The sequence below is a fragment of the Cobetia marina genome (assembly GCF_001720485.1).
GTDB classification, from domain to species: Bacteria; Pseudomonadota; Gammaproteobacteria; order Pseudomonadales; family Halomonadaceae; genus Cobetia; species Cobetia marina.
Genome location: NZ_CP017114.1, coordinates 1,608,462 through 1,625,436, shown reverse-complemented (window position 1 = coordinate 1,625,436; position 16,975 = coordinate 1,608,462). Strand labels below are relative to the sequence as shown.

Here is a 16,975-nt window from a genome sequence, read left to right as displayed (position 1 = left end):
TTCCCCTGCGCCCACTGTCACAAGGTTACTCAAGGGTATACGTGATATCTGATGTGCCCGAGACTGCGCGGTGTGTCATGCCGGTCACGACCGCCCACGCGACTGACGCAGCTCACATTACTTACACAGCTACGGCGTACGGCGTCGTCAAGGAGGATGAGATGGTGGCCAAGACCGAGATTCATGCCCAACAGCAGACACTGCCGGGCACGGAGAGCCTGATGGAGCCACAGGCGATCTTCATCCGCGACGACTATCGCGGCAGCGGCAAGCTCGAGAACAAGGTGGCGCTGATCACCGGTGCCGACAGCGGTATCGGTCGCTCCGCCGCCATACATTTCGCGCGCGAAGGTGCCGATGTGGCGGTGACGTATTTAAGCGAAGAAGAGGACGCTCAGGAAACGAAGCGACTCGTGGAAGCGGAGGGGCGCCATTGCCTGTTGATCGCCGGTGACCTGCGCGACGCCGAGTTCTGCCGCGGCGCCTTGGCGAAGGTGGTCGAGACCTTCGGCGGGCTCAATGTGCTGGTCAACAACGCCGGTACCCAGTGGGTCAGCGAGGACCTGACCACCCTGGAGGATGTCCAGTGGGAGCAGACCTTCGCCACCAACATGCACAGCATGTTCTACCTGACCAAGGCGGCACTGCCTCACTTGGGAGAAGATGACACCATCATCAATACCACCTCGGTCAATGCCTATATCGGCCCGGAGTTTCTGGTCGATTACACCGCGACCAAGGGCGCCATCGTCAGCTTCACCCGCTCACTGTCCAATCAGGTAGTCGGCCGCGGGATTCGCGTCAACGCCATCGCCCCCGGGCCGGTCTGGACACCGCTGCAGCCGGCGACACTCGGCGCGCATGACCCGCAGATGCTGGAAGACTTCGGTGCCGACACCCCGATGGGACGTGCCGCGCAACCCTGTGAACTGGGGCCCTGCTATGTCTTCCTGGCATCACTGGATTCCTCCTTCATCAGCGGCCAGACCCTGCACCCCAATGGCGGCACCGTCGTCAATGGCTGAGCGCTGAAGGCGCACTCGGCCTTTGTGTCTATGAAAGCCGGTTCGTGAAAGCCGGTTCATGAAAGTCTTACCCTGCTTAGAAGTGAGAAGCGCATCCTGTTTCGCCAATGGCACGCTCGTTGGCAACCACTGCAACAGGGTGCGCTGACGCCCCTTGCCAGGCGTGAGCACGACGCTATCCTCAGGCGCTTGAATCCCTTATCCTTGAGCCTATACCACGTGTCACGATGCATGATTCATGAGCGTCTGACTCACTGACGGCGTCTCATCCCCCTCGATATCCTGTTCGCGAGACTCATGTCAGAGACTTGAGCAGCAGGCTGGAGTATTCCATGATCGACTTCCAGAACAAGGGCGTGTTCAAGCTCAAGCCACACGCCGAATACGCAGAAAAGGTGGAAGCGTTGTTGTGTGAAGGGGAAGAGATTGTCGCGGCCTACAAATCAATGCGTGATGGGGTCATCTTTACCACCAAGCGCGTCATAGCGGTGAATGTGCAGGGCCTTACCGGGAGCAAGAAGGACTTCACCTCGCTCCCTTACAGGAAGATTGACGCCTTCTCGATTGAAACCTCCGGTACCTTCGACCTCGACTCGGAGCTCACGATCTTCTCCTCCGCCCTGGGCACCGTCAGATTTGAATTTACCGGGTCTACGCCATTGACCGACATCTCACGACTCATTGCCCGTCATGCGTGTTGAGCCATTTCGCCATCATCGTACTTCTCTACGGACGTGAATGAGACTGCTGATATGAGTGATACCACCATCCAACAATTCGAAGAAAACATGAAGCGTGAGCTGGAGCGATATGTCCGCTCCTCTACTGCCCCCGCCGGCTCAACCTCTCCCGGCACCTCGCCGCGCGTTCGCCCTGAGGCACCACGCGCCAGAAAGACGACCACTCCGCTCAAGGGACTCAGAGTGACGCTGGGCGTCAAGCAGAAACGTCTGGCAATGGAAGAGCCCTTCACGGTGCAGACCGACAGCATCTCCCGGGTGGAAGCGCGCATTCAGGCCGAAAAGGCCGCCCGCAAGGCCGGCTGGAAGATCATCAGTCACGTGATCGACTGGAATGATACCGAGCGGGAACCCGACGCTCGCGGGCGCTAGTAAGCTCGCTTGTGCTCCCGGGGAATGCCCGCAAGCTCCCGGGGCAATTCTGCCTCAATCGGCACGGCCCCCCGCACTAGCTCTACGGCCTGACAGGCAAGGCAGCTGAAAGTCTTCGGGTATCTGTTACTGCCCCTCAAGTTATCGCGACTCAAGTTACTGCCCTCAAGACAATCCGAGAGCCACATTGCTGCCCTATTGCCTGTCACGGCGATGATTGGCGCTGGAGGAAGGCATATGAGTCAACTGCCTGCGCGATGCCTCGCCCCAATACGACAATGCCCCCGTCCTGCGGCCAGGACGGGGGCATTGTCGTATTGAATGGGTCAGATGAGGTCAAATCCCTACCACCTTGCTCCCTCCTGACCGCCAACTGAGCGCAACCTCAAGTTCTAGCGCCGAAAGACGACACTCAGATTGTTGGCCGGCATCTCGACCACCCTGTCGAGCGTCAGGCCGTTACGCTTCGCTTCCTCGATCACGGCTTCCAGATCGCGCACGCCCCACAACGGATTGCGGCTCTTGAGCTGGATATCAAAGCCTTCGTTGCTGGGTGCCGTGTGCTGACCTTCTCGCTTGTAAGGGCCGTAGAGATACAGCACGCCGCCCACCGGGAGGAGTCGCCCTGCCCGTGCCATCAACTCGGACGTGACGCGCCACGGAGAGATGTGGATCAGGTTGATCGCCACCAGCGCATCGCAGGCCACTTCAGGCCACTCGGCCAGCACATCCAGCGTGATGGGAGCCTTGAGATTGGCCAATCCGACCTCTTCGCACCAGTCCGCGATCGACTCCAGTGCACGTGGGCTGGCGTCACTGGGCTGCCACTCAAGGTGAGGCAGACCACGCGCGAAATGCACGGCATGCTCGCCGCTGCCACTGGCCAGCTCCAGCACCTGACCACGCTCGGCGAGGACATCACGCAAGACATCGAGAATCACGTCACGATTGCGCTCGACCGCGGGACTTGCCAGCCGTCGGGAGTTCTCCAGTGCGACATCCTTCTGGGCCGCGTGGCGTGCTGGGTCCTTGGGGTGTTCCGGTAATGCTGACGAGGTCATGCCCTGCTCCATTGACAGACTGAGGCTGGTGATCATACCAAAGCGCCGCACCCTATGGGGCGCGGCGCTTGAAGACATGCAGGGAGATCGCGATGGCACGCCTCAGCGTGTCGGGGCCATCGTGCTGCGGGCCCGCCAGAAATCCAGCACTCGCAGGGGGTCCCCCACCTCATGGGCCTTGTGCTGGGCGTTGTGCGCCATGGCGCGGGTGGCATCCCGATCACTCAACAGACGCTCCAGCGCCGCCAGCCACTCTGCCGGGTCATCCCCGACCAGCAGGCCGTCGACGCCATCCTCGATCAGCTCATGATAGGGAGCGCGACGACTGTAGACCCCCACCCCGCCCATGCGCGTGATATCGAGAAAACGCCGCCACGACATGTCGTGATTGACCGAATCCGCCATCAAGGGCGCGAGACCGATGGCGATCCGCCGCCGCGAGCAATAGTCCTGGAAAGCCTCCCAGCCCAACGCCTCCATGGACTTGAGGCGCGGAATGTCACTCAGCGCCAGCGGCAGATGACGCCCCATCATCAACTCCACCTCGGTATCGTCGTGACGCGTCTGGATATCGCGCAGTACCGGTGCCAGCGCCACGATATCGTCGCGATGCGCCAGGGTGCCATGAAAGCCGATGCACCAATCCTGACTGTCGAGATGGCGAAGGTCCGGCAGCGCCCCTGTCAGCGGCGGCGTCAGCAGGCTGACCTTGGGATGCAGGCCCGCCAGAGCGGTCTGCAACTGCTCGCTGACCACCACCACCTCATCCGCCAGCGCCAGCAGGCGTTGCTGCAACTCACGTGCCTGCCTCTCGCTTTCCTCCTGAGGCTGCGCGGTGACGAGATCATGATCCAGCAGATAGCAGATGCGGCCATGCTGCTCGCGGTGAGCCTCCAGCATCTCGATCCACTCCTCACCCAGGGTGCGGGCGATTAGCAGACAGGCACCGCCGAGGCGCGCCTGAGCCAGCCTGGGCGAGAACTTCCAGCGACGCGTCTCGAAACGCTCGACGCGAGTGCCTTCCTTGCGCAAGGCGCCCATGGCAGGCAGGAAGAAATAGATGTCTTCCAGTGCCAGAGCATCATCGCTGAGTACGATCCAGCGTGGGGTTGTCGGGAAGGCGGTCATGACAGTCTCCTTTACACGAGGCATTCATGGTCCCGGCGCGTCTGGCCCGGAGGCCAAAAAGGGAGGCAAGCGCGCGAAAGAGCACACATTGTCTCTGGGACGCTTCCTCTGAGCTTAATGAATTCTGAGCCAGACACCACCCGAATGCTGCCAACATGTAGCGGAGGTAATCAACGTGTTACATGCGTTAGGGCCGCTGACAGCCCTTCCAGCAACGACAAGGCCCACAGGGTAAGCTGTGGGCCTTGACTCATCGATACCTCAAATGTCCGGCCGATCACTCATCGACCGGCCCTCATGGGGCTTGCCTCATGCGACCCTGATCAGCTCGTGTCGATCCTCTCCTTGTGAGGTCGCCCTTCTCACATCCTCAAGACGCTTGAGCAAGTACTGCCCATAGCCCGTCTTGCTGAGACGCTGGCCCAGCACCTGCAACTCCTCATCGCTGATCCAGCCATTACCCCAGGCAATTTCTTCCAGACAGGCAATCTTGAGTCCCTGACGATGCTCGATGGTCTGCACGTACTGCCCTGCGTCCAACAGGCTATCGTGGGTACCGGTATCCAGCCACGCGAAGCCACGGCCGAGGCGCTCGACATGCAGATCCCCACGTTCCAGATAGGCATTGTTGATGCAGGTAATCTCCAGTTCGCCGCGCGCAGAAGGCTTGACCTGCTTGGCGATTTCCACGACATCGTTGTCGTAGAAATACAGCCCCGTCACCGCGAAGGGAGAACGAGGATGAGCTGGCTTCTCCTCGATGGACAGCGCCCGACCCTCTTCGTCGAACTCCACGACACCAAAGCGTTCCGGGTCCTGAACCAGATACCCGAATACGGTAGCCCCGGAAGCACGTGACGCCGCGTGCTTGAGCTGGCCGGTAAAATTGGGGCCATGGAAGATATTGTCGCCCAGCACCAGGCAGACATCGTCTTCCCCGATGAAGTCCTCGGCGATCAGAAACGCCTGAGCAAGGCCATCCGGGCTGGGCTGTACGGCGTATTCGAAGTGCACGCCATACTGCTCTCCACTCCCCAGCAGTTGCTGATATTGCGGCAGATCTTCAGGCGTCGAGATGATGAGAATGTCGCGAATTCCCGCCAGCATCAGTACCGAGGCCGGATAGAAGATCATCGGCTTGTCATAGATGGGCAACAACTGCTTGGAGACGCCGAGCGTGATCGGGTGCAGCCGTGTACCCGAACCACCCGCGAGAATAATGCCTTTCCGTGCCATGCTGATCTCCCTGTCCCTTGACGTCATTCCGCTGTCACCGCGGATAGCGAACACCGACCGACAAATGGGCATCGAGCATCATGGCTTTGAAAATGCCTTGCTTCATCAGTCCGTGTCGCAGAACAGAGTACGTGCCCCTTACCTGTCACGCAGCATGGTTTTCACCGATATTCATCCCCATTTGCCCCATGTTTGACTGACGTTACCAACATCATTTAATTAACATACTTGGATCAAGTGTCAGTCATGCCTTGCATGATGCCGCTCATCCAGACGCCCCATGCCACCATGACGTGACGCCATACTCCAGGCCTTACAGACACATGAGAACGACGGATCAGGCGCTGACGCCCAGGCGCTCTCCTTGATAATGGCCATCACGGATACGCTGCCACCATTCAGGGTTCTCCAGGTACCAGTGCACTGTCTTGCGCAGGCCACTTTCGAAAGTTTCCCGAGGGCGCCACCCAAGCTCCCGGTCAATCTTGGCGGCATCGATGGCGTAGCGCAGATCGTGCCCCGGCCGGTCAGAGACGAAAGTGATCAAGTCTGCGTAATGTGCGACGCCTTCTGGCCGTGTCGGCACCATCTCTTCGAGCAGAGCGCAGATCATGCGGACGACATCGATGTTGCGTTGCTCGTTGTGGCCCCCGATGTTGTAGCTCTGCCCCACCTCTGCCTCACACGCCACCTTGATCAAGGCGCGGGCGTGATCCTCCACATACAACCAGTCCCTCACCTGATGGCCGCTTCCATAGACAGGCAATGCCTTGCCCTCCAGCGCATTCAGGATCGTCAGGGGAATCAGTTTCTCGGGGAAGTGATAGGGGCCATAGTTGTTGGAGCAGTTGGTCATCAGCGTGGGCAGGCCATAAGTGCGCTGCCAGGCTCTGACCAGATGATCCGAGCCCGCCTTGCTCGCCGAATAGGGAGAACTCGGTGCGTAAGGTGTCTGCTCGTGGAAACCGGAGGCATCATCATCGAGATCCCCGAACACTTCATCGGTCGAGATATGGTGAAAACGAAATCTCTCGGCCTTCTCCGGATTGACCATCGTCAGCTGCTTCCAATGACGACGTGCGGTTTCCAGCAGACGGCAGGTGCCCATGACATTGGTCTCGATGAAGGCTTCCGGCCCATCGATGGAGCGGTCCACATGGCTCTCGGCGGCGAGGTGCATGACGATATCCGGCTGATGCTCACGGAAGATGCGCGCCAATGCCTTGGCATCACAGATATCCGCCTGCTCGAAGGCGTACCGTGGGTGGTCACTGACGGACTCCAGCGAGTCCAGGTTGCCCGCGTAGGTCAACTTGTCGAGATTGACCACTTCATGGGTTGTCGAATGGATCAACTCACGCACCACGGCTGAGCCAATGAAACCGGCACCACCGGTAATCAGGAACTTCATGCTTCACCTCGGCCACGCACTCGGCGCAGAAAGAAAATGTGAGAGTGCTGTCAGTCATGCCAACGCCGACCAGCTGGCGCTGACAAAGCACCGGGTTGCCACCCTCCTTGTCCCTAGATGATACGTCACGCCATCGCTGGCCCTCGCCCGATTCACCTGCCGTCGCCCAGCTGAAATTCCTGCGCCGACTGTCACCTCAATATGATGAGGCAATTCTCATATGACGAGGGAGAAACCTCCTTCCGAGGTATGACAGACACAAGAAAGCCCCGAACGCGAAGCGAACGGGGCTTTCTTGTGTCTGTCAGGAACCATGGCCGGATGCCTTGCCCAGGCGTCCGGCACGTCAGTAGACCTATCTCACAGCTCGCCGTTGTCCGAGGGAACGAACCAGGAAGCCTGCTCTCCCCGGGCGGCGGCCTTGCGATCATCACGCTGCCGTTCAGCCTCCAGTACCTTGTACTGCACGCGATTCAACCACTCGAAACCCAGTCCCGGTAACGGAGAGAAGGGAGTCGTACGACTCATTCCCCACAGCGCAAAGCGTGTACTGCCCTGCTCTGCCTCACCTCGGCCATGCATGCCGTAGGTATTGGCGATCAACAGGGTGTTGGCCTTCACGGCAAAGTGCTTGACCTCGCCCAGCCCGAAGCGCTCCAGATCCCCCTCATCCACCCGGAACGAGCCTCGCTGGGTATAGCGATTGGGATGATCACGGGCGATCAGGCTCATGTGCTTCTCCCACGTCAATCGGGCTGACGTCAGGCGAGTGGAACCAGGCACGAACATGAAGGGGCCCTGTGCAGGCGTCACATCCTGCAGATATAGCCAGAACTTCATGGTGGGCTGGAAGGTATCCACGTGCAGTGATTTCTGAGGATCGCGCTCGTGACTTTCCAGTACACCATTGTGGATGCGCTCCAGATGCATGATGGGCTGGCGAGCATGACCACTGCAGTAACGCATGAGACGGCGGAATCGTCTGTCACGCATCAAGGCCTGCATTTCCGGCAAGGCTTCAACATTTTCCGGTGACATCACCCGGCGACGGGTCAAGGTATCTGCCTGCCGACACTGACGAATCTCGCCACGTGCCCCCTCAGCCTCAGTGAGCAGCCGCTGATACTGCTCCGCAGGCAGGAAATCTTCCAGCATCAGATAGCCATCACGCTGAAAGGCCTTGCGCTGCTCTCGCGGAACGCCATAGGCAAACCAGGCCTGGCGTACACGCATCAGCCAATGCGCAGCGCGCAGGCGTGCCAGGTGAAGACCACGCCGATTGAGCTCAGCACTGCCCAGCACTGGATTGGCCACGAAGGACTTGGCACCTGTCAACAATCCAAGTGCATCCATGCATCTAGCAGCAAGTGACCACATGCCTGACTCCATTGAATTCATGATCAGTGAGCCACTCAACCGATCTTGCGAGCATCCTGAAGCTTGAGAACACCCGTCAGCGCACCATTGTCATCTACCACCAACAAGGAGGTGACATTGGCTTTCAACATGGTGTTCTCGGCAGCCGAGAACATCTCGTTCTCATTGATCGTCATCGGGGTGCGCGTCATGATATCGCCCCCTGTCACGCCATCCAGTCCTTGATTGTCAAAGAGAGAGCGGCGCAAGTCACCATCCGTGATCAACCCATGGATGGTGCCGTTCTCAGCAATGACAGTGAGTCCCAACCCGCCTTGGGTGATCGTCATGATGACTTCACGCAGGGAGTCAGCAGGCGTATTGCAAGGGACTGGCGAATGCATGACATCGCGTACGCGCGTCAATAGACGACGCCCGAGACTTCCACCGGGATGAAATACCGCGAAGTCCTGAGGCATGAACTGACGACGCTCGATCAAGGCAACGGCAAGCGCATCCCCCATGACAAGGGTGACGGTAGTCGAGGTAGTCGGTGCCAGATTGTTGGGGCACGCCTCACGATCAACACCAACATCCAGTACCAAGTCACTGTTCTTGCCAAGTGTCGAGCTGGGGTTTCCTACCAGTGCAATGATCTTCACACCAAAGTGCTTCAAGGAAGGGATCAGGCGAATGACCTCTTCCGTTTCACCACTGTAGGAGATGAGGATGGCCACATCCCCTTTGGTGAACATCCCCAAGTCACCGTGGTAAGCCTCTGCCGGGTGCACGGCGAAACTGGGAGTCCCCGTCGAAGCCAGTGTGGCCGCAATCTTGTTGCCGATGATACCGGACTTCCCCATTCCCGATACGATCACCCGACCTGACGTCGTCATGATCATGCGCACCGACTCTTCAAACTCACTCCCTAAACGCTCAGAAGTGACTTGAAGTGCCTCCGCCTGAGTCACGAAGACCTTCTTTCCAATCTCGACGCTTGGCATTGCATAACCCTCTGTCCATGATACTAGGCTGCCCAGCGATGCTGCTGCTGAGCAGTATCCTTCACTCTTTATTGTGCAACCTTGGCAACATTGCCCAGGAAACCTGCTGCGGTGCTATAGACAGCTTCCTTGCCCTGCGCCAAAAGGATTCGGTCTGCCAGCTCTCTGACAGCTCCCTTGCCACCCGGAAGAGACAGCACTTCATCGGCTTGTGACTTGATATAGTCGGGGGCATCCGCCACGGCGTAAGCGCTACCACAAGCCTCGAAGGCTGGCAGATCAATCACATCATCACCGATGAAGACCGTCTGATCTGCGGTAACCCCCGCCGCCGTCATCAGTTCCAGACATGCAGCATGTTTGTCTTTCACCCCAAGCCTGGAATGAGAAATCCCAAGATCCGCCACGCGCTTGCGTAGTGTCGCGGAATCGCGCCCTGACAGCACTGCCACCTGAATACCGCACTCCTCCAACAAGCGGATACCCAGGCCATCGCGGACATGGAATTGCTTGAGAGATTCACCAGAGGCATCGTAATAGATACCACCATCCGTCAGTACGCCATCAACATCCGTAATCAGCAGCCGAGTTCTGGCCAGTGGCTCAGACTTGGGGCATGAGGGACGCCCTTCCACCAAGGCCCTTACCTTCTCAAGACATTCAGGAGTGTCAACGCCCGGGCCTGTCTCTTCTACCTCAATGACACGAATCTTGATGCCTGCATGCATGAGACGCAGCTGCTCGAGCGATTCAGCACGCTCAGCCATAGGCTGTGGCAACTGCGAATATCCCTCCAGCACCTCGCGCCGATAGGCATAGACACCGACATGCTTGCGATAGCTGGCCTCTTCTGCCTCGCGGGGATACGGAATCGGAGAGCGACTGAAGTACAAGGCATCATCAAACTGATCACACAGCACCTTGACAGTATTCGGATTCCTGGCCTCCTCTGCCGAGATGGCATGGCAAAGTGTGCCCACTTTCACCCAACTGTCATGCATGGCTTCCACCAGCAGCGCCAGATCTCCCGGCCGAACCAATGGCTCATCACCTTGCACATTGAGGTAGATGTCGGCAGGCACCTTCTGCATCACTTCAACCAGGCGATCCGTACCGGAGGCATGCTCTGGAGAGGTCATGACGGCCTGCCCACCGAAAGCTTCCACGGTATCGAAGACACGCTGGTCATCAGTGGCTACCCAGACAGCATCAATTCCAGATACCTGGGAAGCACGCTCCACCACATACTGCACCATCGGCTTGCCAGCAATGTCTGCCAGGGGCTTCCCTGGCAGACGACTGGAGCCGTAACGTGCAGGAATGATGATGACCGTTTTCTGGTTCATCTCAATCGTCACGACGCTATTCCCTTTGCAGACTTATTCAATGACCAGATCAGGCAGCGACTTCACTGCATCATCGATAGCCTTGACCTGTTGCAGGAAAGGCTCGAGCTGATGAAGCGGCAAAGCGCTGGGTCCATCGCACTTGGCATTGTCGGGGTCCGGGTGGGCTTCCAGGAACAGGCCCGCCAAGCCTGTGGCCATGCCGGCTCTCGCAAGTGTCACCACCTGCTGACGACGGCCACCAGAAGCGGCGCCGGTCGCTTCACGCTGCTGGAGTGCATGGGTGACATCGAAGATGATGGGAAGATTCCCGGTTACGCGCTTCATGACATCAATACCGAGCATGTCGACTACCAGATTGTCATAACCGAAGCTTGTACCACGATCACAGAGAATGAGATCGCTGTTCCCCGCTTCCTTGAACTTCTCGACGATGTTCACCACCTGCCCCGGACTCAGGAACTGCGGCTTCTTGATATTGATCGTCTTGCCAGTCTTGGCCATGGCCACGACCAGATCTGTCTGACGAGCGAGGAAAGCCGGCAACTGCAGGATATCGGCCACTTCCGCCACAGGCTCACACTGCCATGTCTCATGGACATCGGTGATGACCTTGACGCCAAACTCCGCCTTCACATCCTGGAAGATGCGCATGCCCTCCTCGAGCCCCGGGCCACGATACGAATGAATCGAGGACCGGTTAGCCTTGTCGAAGCTGGCTTTGAACACATAGGGAATACCAAGACGATTGGTAACCTCTACATAATGCTCGCAGGCGCGCATGGCAAGATCACGTGATTCGAGAACATTGATACCACCGAATAAAGTATATGGCAAATCATTACTTAGCATAATCTATCCCTAACCAATTAGATTCTTAATAGAATTATAAAAACTAACATTGAGCGAACGACAATCATCCAGAGCATCAGGATGCGCCTGTGCTGAATTAAGCTTTAGCCTCCAGTTTTCCTTATTAGCATATGAAGGCGGATATTTATAACCATAAAACTTGGAAGAAAATGGAAAACAAATTACTTTTTTTCCTAGCATGGTAGCCCAGTAGACTCCATGAAAAGAGTTAGTAATAACTACATGAGATCTCCCCATAAACTCTATAGCTTCATCTAGAGGAGCACGATTGTTAATCGTAGGCAAACCAGAATCATTTATAATATTATCTTTAGCGGCATGTTTATAAATACTAATTTCCATATCTTCTTTATAAGGTATATCAAATAATGGAGACATACAACTTACACATGGCACATAATAAACATTAGGCCCTGCATTAATTTCACGGCCAACTTCCCTTACACCACATAGGTCTAAGTCATCAACCAAAGGGCCATGCTCCTTACTTCTGCTTCTAGAGGTGCCTATCCCCCATGCGATTTTGTGTTTAGCGTCAACATTATGATGTAGCTTTTCATTCCTTAATTTTGGCTCGATAGCACCACCACCATATATGACAGTATCACAGCTAGGTATATTGTCTTTTAAGTCGAAACACTCAGGCTCAGGAAAATCAAAGTAGTGAAAGGGCGTACATGCTTTATCACCTGTATTAACAGTGTCTTTAATATGAACGAAGGCAGTCTTCATTTCTCACCTAATTTATTAGCTATAAAAATATACCAATTAGAAAAAATCTTTGACTTACTATCTTTAAAAAACTCATCTCTCGATCTAATATATTTATTATACTGACCAAACGTTGATGTTTTTTTAACAACAAACTTCTCAACCAATAGAACTTTCATTTTAAATGAATCAACCAAAGACGCATAGAGTGAAGATGAGGAATCTGCCTCTTGGGCGTGTCCTTTGTCTCTATGTGAATCAGGCACTAACGCTTGTTTATCACGTGGTTTTGGCTTAGGCTTAGTTTTATTAGTCGTGTTTTTAGAATGTAAGTTATCGTACCCTAATTTCCAAACCGATTTATCTCTCTGAGTGTCGGATACAAGCTGCATATTTTCGACTCCACCAAAAGAGTCTTCAAAAGATACATTTTTTAATAACTCTATATCTTTAGCAAGCGGCTTATTCAAGTATGAAGTTAAAACGGCAGTTGAGGTATTGACGCATGGGATTATAGATTTTTGGAGTTCACCAAAGGAGTTTACAGCATCAGAGACAAATTCAGCCGCGCCATTATGCAGCTCTGTTATTAAAGATTTTCTATAACTGTAATTGGCTTCATTTTTAAAGTTAGGATAGAACCTAGCTCCGATCTGGTTCATGTTGATCAAGCTTTTATCAGAACTACAGATTAAGAATTCAACTATATGCCTATTACATACAAGAGCATCCTTAGAGAGTTGACTAAGATTATCACCCAAATAAGAGCTCAAAGAATGTCCTTTAGAGATCCATTTATCTACGCCATCAAGAGTTGCGTAATAATATCCATCTAAGTTTCGATGCATTAAGCTGCCTAGGGAAGCTTGCATATTAGCTTTCCAGCCGATATCTACAATAGCGGGCTTAGACTCGTATGAGAGCCCCTTAGATGACAAATAATTTAAATACGGAAGTCTTTCTGCACTTGCCTGCTTGAGAATCAAATCATTAAGTTCACTGGCTAACTGAACAAAACTCCGCTTAGTTTCTAGATCAGACTCCAATATACAGTCCCCAGCATTGAAGTTATACTTAGCAAGTATCTCTAGGGGAATATCGTCGCTACTAATACCAAATCGATTATACAATAATGAACTAAGCTTTACACCAGTTGTAAATGGCTGTCCCGCAACGCTATATATATCGCTCTTACACTTTATGGAAGCAACCCTAGTAGCTCTTCGAGAAGCATATAGATATTCTGAAGGAATCGCACTTTCATCATTACGTACTACTATGTCATAAGCTTGCTTGAGTAACCAACCCTCTCGCGACAAAAAATATAATTTAGTTATTTTATCTTTTTTAGCTTTATACTGTAGCCATTTGGCAAAACCATAAATAAATGGTCCTAATGCTGCATATCCAAATTTCTTAACATCCCCTTGAAAAAGAGTATCTCTTTCTTGAATACCTGAAGACTCATCAAACAACTTGCTTGATATTAAACCCGCAATAAGACTCCTAGATTTTTCTCCAGATCCAATTCTAGGAGGGAAAATACTTTTATAGTGATTATTGAGACGCATTCTATCAATTGACCTAGGTATTCTGAATGCTCTAATGCCTTTATCTTGCGCTTGGTCAATGTCAGCCAGCTTATTATCGCCAATATGCAGTACATTACTAGGTTTAACTATAAGGTCATTACTCAAGAGCTCATTAATAACTTCGTCGTATAGTTCACCTGTTTTTTTCCGTTTGTTGAAAGTAGAAGAAACATACAATCTATAATAGTTCTTATATCCATTCAAGTTAAGTGCTTTTTCCACAAAATCATGGCTATGATACATATCTGAGATAATAACTAGAGGAAATCTTTGCTCCGAAGCTAGCTCCCAAATTTTTCGGCCCTGTAGCCTAGGCTTTAGTAACTGAAGTTCACATTCCTGTTCTATATCCTTGATAACTATTAGTTCTTTATTGGTAACTTGATAATGAGACTGAATTTCGTCGTATATACTATCAAGCGTAATTTCCCCTGTCGTGTTCTTCTCCCTACTAGTTAGCTCAGCGTTTAAACGTACCTTAGAAAAGCCATCATACACAATACCTAATCGATCTATTAGGATATCTTCAATAAACCTATATGCATCTGCGGGAGTCTCTACTGATCTCTCCAATAATGTATCAAACACATCGAAAGAAACAACTTTAGTATCAGGGTTGCTTATAGCACGAAAAGCTTTATTGAAATCTGCTATGCTAGCTTCTTTAGCAACATTATGCTTAGGTAAGTGTTTGGAAGCTGCATTACCTCTGAAAGATTTTAAAATTAAACTGCTATATTCTGAATTAATCTCTCGAAAATCACATAATAAATCTGAGCCCTTAGACCCAGATTTCTTTTTATCGATCATATTATTTAATAACTTGCTTAAAAAGGGACCATCAGTTGTAACTTTACTTGCAAGAGGTTGATAGCGGAATATCACTGTGGATAAGAATTTATTTTTAGCTTCAGGGTCCATAGTATTTAGATCCGCTAAAGGACTAAGATAACTTCTTTTATCAGGATATACTGCTAAATCCCAAGCAATTGCTTGTACTAATAAAGATGAACTAAAGCCTGAGACGCCGTCAACATATGGTAAAATATATTGCGAAATTGATGGTATTTTTTCTAATTTTTGTGGATAAATAAAACCAGTGTATATCTGTTGTAATTGATCAACGACATTGGGTGTGAGAGGTTTTTCGGATATATGCGGGCTAATATACTGTGTTGCGATAATAGCCGATGTATCTTTATGCTCAGTAATATTTCTTAATACTATATCTAATTGATCGGAACCTTTAGAGTCAACATTAAATGAATAGTGATGTGAAGTTTGCAAGGGAAGTAATACAAAATTCCCTAACTCACCTTCATAAATATCCTCAACTTTAACAGGATTTATACTTTTGATTTCTGATTTAACTTTATTCTTAAAATCTACTATTGAATCGTCATCATTATTGCTAATGAACTTTGTAAAGTCTGTATAAAGAACTGAGTCTTTATATAGACCTTGAGGATCGAAACACACCGTATGTGGATATGGTGGACGACTGAAGAAACCAGGCATCTGATTTATTATTAAGCTATCTTTGAAAATTTGCTTAAGGAATGGAACTGGATTTTCCCAAACCAATATGACGTCATAGTCAGTTTTAATCCGATTAGCTAAAAAATCTATTATCTTCTGTGATAGCTCTGAATTAGGATTTGAATAGAGCTCTTTAGTAACGTCCTCAACCCCTTCGACAAGATCTTTTGCTTCCAGCAAAGATACTTCAATATAACCTACACCTATATGCTTATTGTAAGATGTATTGTCAAACCAAGCTGGAACTATAACATCTACCTGCCATCCTTCTTTATTTAGTATATCAGCCTGAAGATTTAGATGCTTAACAAAGCAATTTTTGAAAAAATTGAGATCTCCTTGAGCACCCCACAGAGGATTCCATACTAATGCTTTCATACTTTCTCCTTAAGTTTTAAATTGTGATTTTTAAATTAACATTTATAGAATATGGACGAAATAGCTTTAATATTATTTAAATTAAAGCATACTTTGAAATCACGTATTCTCTAAAGATTCATAATCTATTTGAGCTTTTGCCTTTTGGTCTCTAACTAACAAGATTGCCTTGTCAATGACTTTAGTGACAGTTGCATCATGCATTAAATGCTGACTGGTATATAGTTCATTTTTGCTATATTGTATGGCGGAGTATGCCTTTTGCATAGTTACGATGTTCTGTTTTGCTTTTTTTAACTGCCCTTGGCTTGTGGATTCAAAAAATTCTGTTGTTTTTCGCAGTTCAAACTTCCATTTTTTATGAATTGTATTTAAAACAATAATTTCTTTTTTTGGCCAACCTGCCTCTTTAGCACAAATTACTACTTTCCAAAGGCTATTTAGCCGAGCTTTTTTCCTCTGAATTAAATTTTGTAACTCTTTATGACTCATAGAAGCTAAGTCATCAATTGGATCGGAATAGCTATAGGCCTCTTGTGATTTACTCTCTGAATCCAGATGATACGCCAATAAAGCATCATCGATATCATCAAACCATAGAGCATTTGATTCTTTTATATAGATTCCAGATTTACAATTTTCGCGAAGAATTCCTTCACTATGTGAAACCATAATGATTGAAGACTTTTTTACATTTTTGCTAAACAGGTCTTGAGCCTTAGCTTTAAACACCCTGTCGCCAACTGAAGTTGCCTCATCAGATATATATATGTCAAAATCAAAAGCAAAAGATAAACCAAAAGATAGCCTTGATCGCATACCTGAAGAGTAAGTCTTTACAGGTTTATCGAAAGCCTCGCCTATTTCTGCAAAATCTTTTACAAAGGATACTATACGCTCTACATCATCATTCCTACCTTGAGCTCTAGCAACAAATTTCACATTTTGGCGTCCTGTCAAGCTACCCTGCATCCCTCCAGATAAGCCAACTGGCCATGATACCCGACTATGGCGAACAACCTCTCCCCTATCAGGAGTATCCATCCCAGCGATAAGCCGCAACAAGGTAGACTTTCCTGCGCCATTGGCGCCAATCAAACCTACGCTTACGCCTGCAGGTATGACAATATTTACATTCTTTAATATCCATGGGTTGCTATGATGGTTACGATATCGCTTATAGAGACCATTTATCTCTATCAT

The 16,975-nt window shown here is 51.1% G+C and carries 14 protein-coding genes; 3 read left to right on the top strand and 11 right to left on the bottom strand.

Translation table 11 applies throughout. The annotated features are described in order from the left end of the window. The first annotated feature begins 161 nt into the window (after nucleotides 1–161). The 3 genes from BFX80_RS06950 to BFX80_RS06940 all read left to right on the top strand — a co-directional run bounded on the left by BFX80_RS06950 (nucleotide 162) and on the right by BFX80_RS06940 (nucleotide 2,137). On the top strand, nucleotides 162–1,025 hold the full coding sequence (locus BFX80_RS06950; protein ID WP_084208356.1) for an SDR family oxidoreductase: 864 nt from the start codon (nucleotides 162–164) through the stop codon (nucleotides 1,023–1,025). Between the two features lie 332 nt (nucleotides 1,026–1,357). Then, the gene (locus BFX80_RS06945; protein ID WP_084208355.1) at nucleotides 1,358–1,726 is read left to right on the top strand and encodes a PH domain-containing protein; all 369 of its coding nucleotides are present in this window, start codon (nucleotides 1,358–1,360) and stop codon (nucleotides 1,724–1,726) included. Nucleotides 1,727–1,777: 51 nt separating this feature from the next. Further along, entirely contained in the window at nucleotides 1,778–2,137 is a 360-nt protein-coding gene (locus tag BFX80_RS06940; protein WP_084208354.1) for a hypothetical protein, read from the top strand. A gap of 392 nt (nucleotides 2,138–2,529) precedes the next feature. On the opposite strand, the gene BFX80_RS06935 is transcribed toward BFX80_RS06940, so the two are convergent. From BFX80_RS06935 to BFX80_RS06890, 11 genes are all read right to left on the bottom strand, one after another. Continuing rightward, nucleotides 2,530–3,198, bottom strand: coding sequence for a DUF938 domain-containing protein (locus tag BFX80_RS06935; protein WP_084208353.1), 669 nt, complete (start codon nucleotides 3,196–3,198; stop codon nucleotides 2,530–2,532). 102 nt (nucleotides 3,199–3,300) lie between these two features. After that, entirely contained in the window at nucleotides 3,301–4,326 is a 1,026-nt protein-coding gene (locus tag BFX80_RS06930) for a glycosyltransferase (RefSeq protein WP_167592989.1), read from the bottom strand. A gap of 309 nt (nucleotides 4,327–4,635) precedes the next feature. Next, nucleotides 4,636–5,562, bottom strand: coding sequence for a glucose-1-phosphate thymidylyltransferase RfbA (rfbA, locus tag BFX80_RS06925; RefSeq protein WP_084208351.1), 927 nt, complete (start codon nucleotides 5,560–5,562; stop codon nucleotides 4,636–4,638). A gap of 337 nt (nucleotides 5,563–5,899) precedes the next feature. After that, a complete protein-coding gene (gene rfbB, locus BFX80_RS06920) occupies nucleotides 5,900–6,973 on the bottom strand; it encodes a dTDP-glucose 4,6-dehydratase (protein ID WP_084208350.1) in 1,074 nt (357 codons plus the stop codon). A gap of 360 nt (nucleotides 6,974–7,333) precedes the next feature. Continuing rightward, the gene (locus BFX80_RS06915) at nucleotides 7,334–8,308 is read right to left on the bottom strand and encodes a phytanoyl-CoA dioxygenase family protein (protein WP_167592988.1); all 975 of its coding nucleotides are present in this window, start codon (nucleotides 8,306–8,308) and stop codon (nucleotides 7,334–7,336) included. Nucleotides 8,309–8,385: 77 nt separating this feature from the next. Beyond that, a complete protein-coding gene (locus BFX80_RS06910; RefSeq protein WP_084208348.1) occupies nucleotides 8,386–9,333 on the bottom strand; it encodes a KpsF/GutQ family sugar-phosphate isomerase in 948 nt (315 codons plus the stop codon). Nucleotides 9,334–9,401: 68 nt separating this feature from the next. Then, nucleotides 9,402–10,691, bottom strand: a complete 1,290-nt coding sequence (gene kdsB, locus BFX80_RS06905) for a 3-deoxy-manno-octulosonate cytidylyltransferase (RefSeq protein WP_240499697.1) — start codon at nucleotides 10,689–10,691, stop codon at nucleotides 9,402–9,404. A gap of 21 nt (nucleotides 10,692–10,712) precedes the next feature. Further along, nucleotides 10,713–11,531, bottom strand: a complete 819-nt coding sequence (gene kdsA / locus BFX80_RS06900; RefSeq protein ID WP_084208347.1) for a 3-deoxy-8-phosphooctulonate synthase — start codon at nucleotides 11,529–11,531, stop codon at nucleotides 10,713–10,715. 9 nt (nucleotides 11,532–11,540) lie between these two features. After that, nucleotides 11,541–12,284, bottom strand: coding sequence for a polysaccharide pyruvyl transferase family protein (locus BFX80_RS17805; RefSeq protein ID WP_157109448.1), 744 nt, complete (start codon nucleotides 12,282–12,284; stop codon nucleotides 11,541–11,543). Further along, nucleotides 12,281–15,772 (bottom strand): HAD family hydrolase, encoded by a 3,492-nt coding sequence (locus tag BFX80_RS17800; RefSeq protein WP_157109447.1) that lies wholly within the window; start codon nucleotides 15,770–15,772, stop codon nucleotides 12,281–12,283. Before BFX80_RS17800 ends, BFX80_RS17805 begins: the two co-directional genes overlap by 4 nt. Before the next feature lie 99 nt (nucleotides 15,773–15,871). Beyond that, nucleotides 15,872–16,975 (bottom strand): ABC transporter ATP-binding protein, encoded by a 1,104-nt coding sequence (locus BFX80_RS06890; RefSeq protein WP_084208345.1) that lies wholly within the window; start codon nucleotides 16,973–16,975, stop codon nucleotides 15,872–15,874.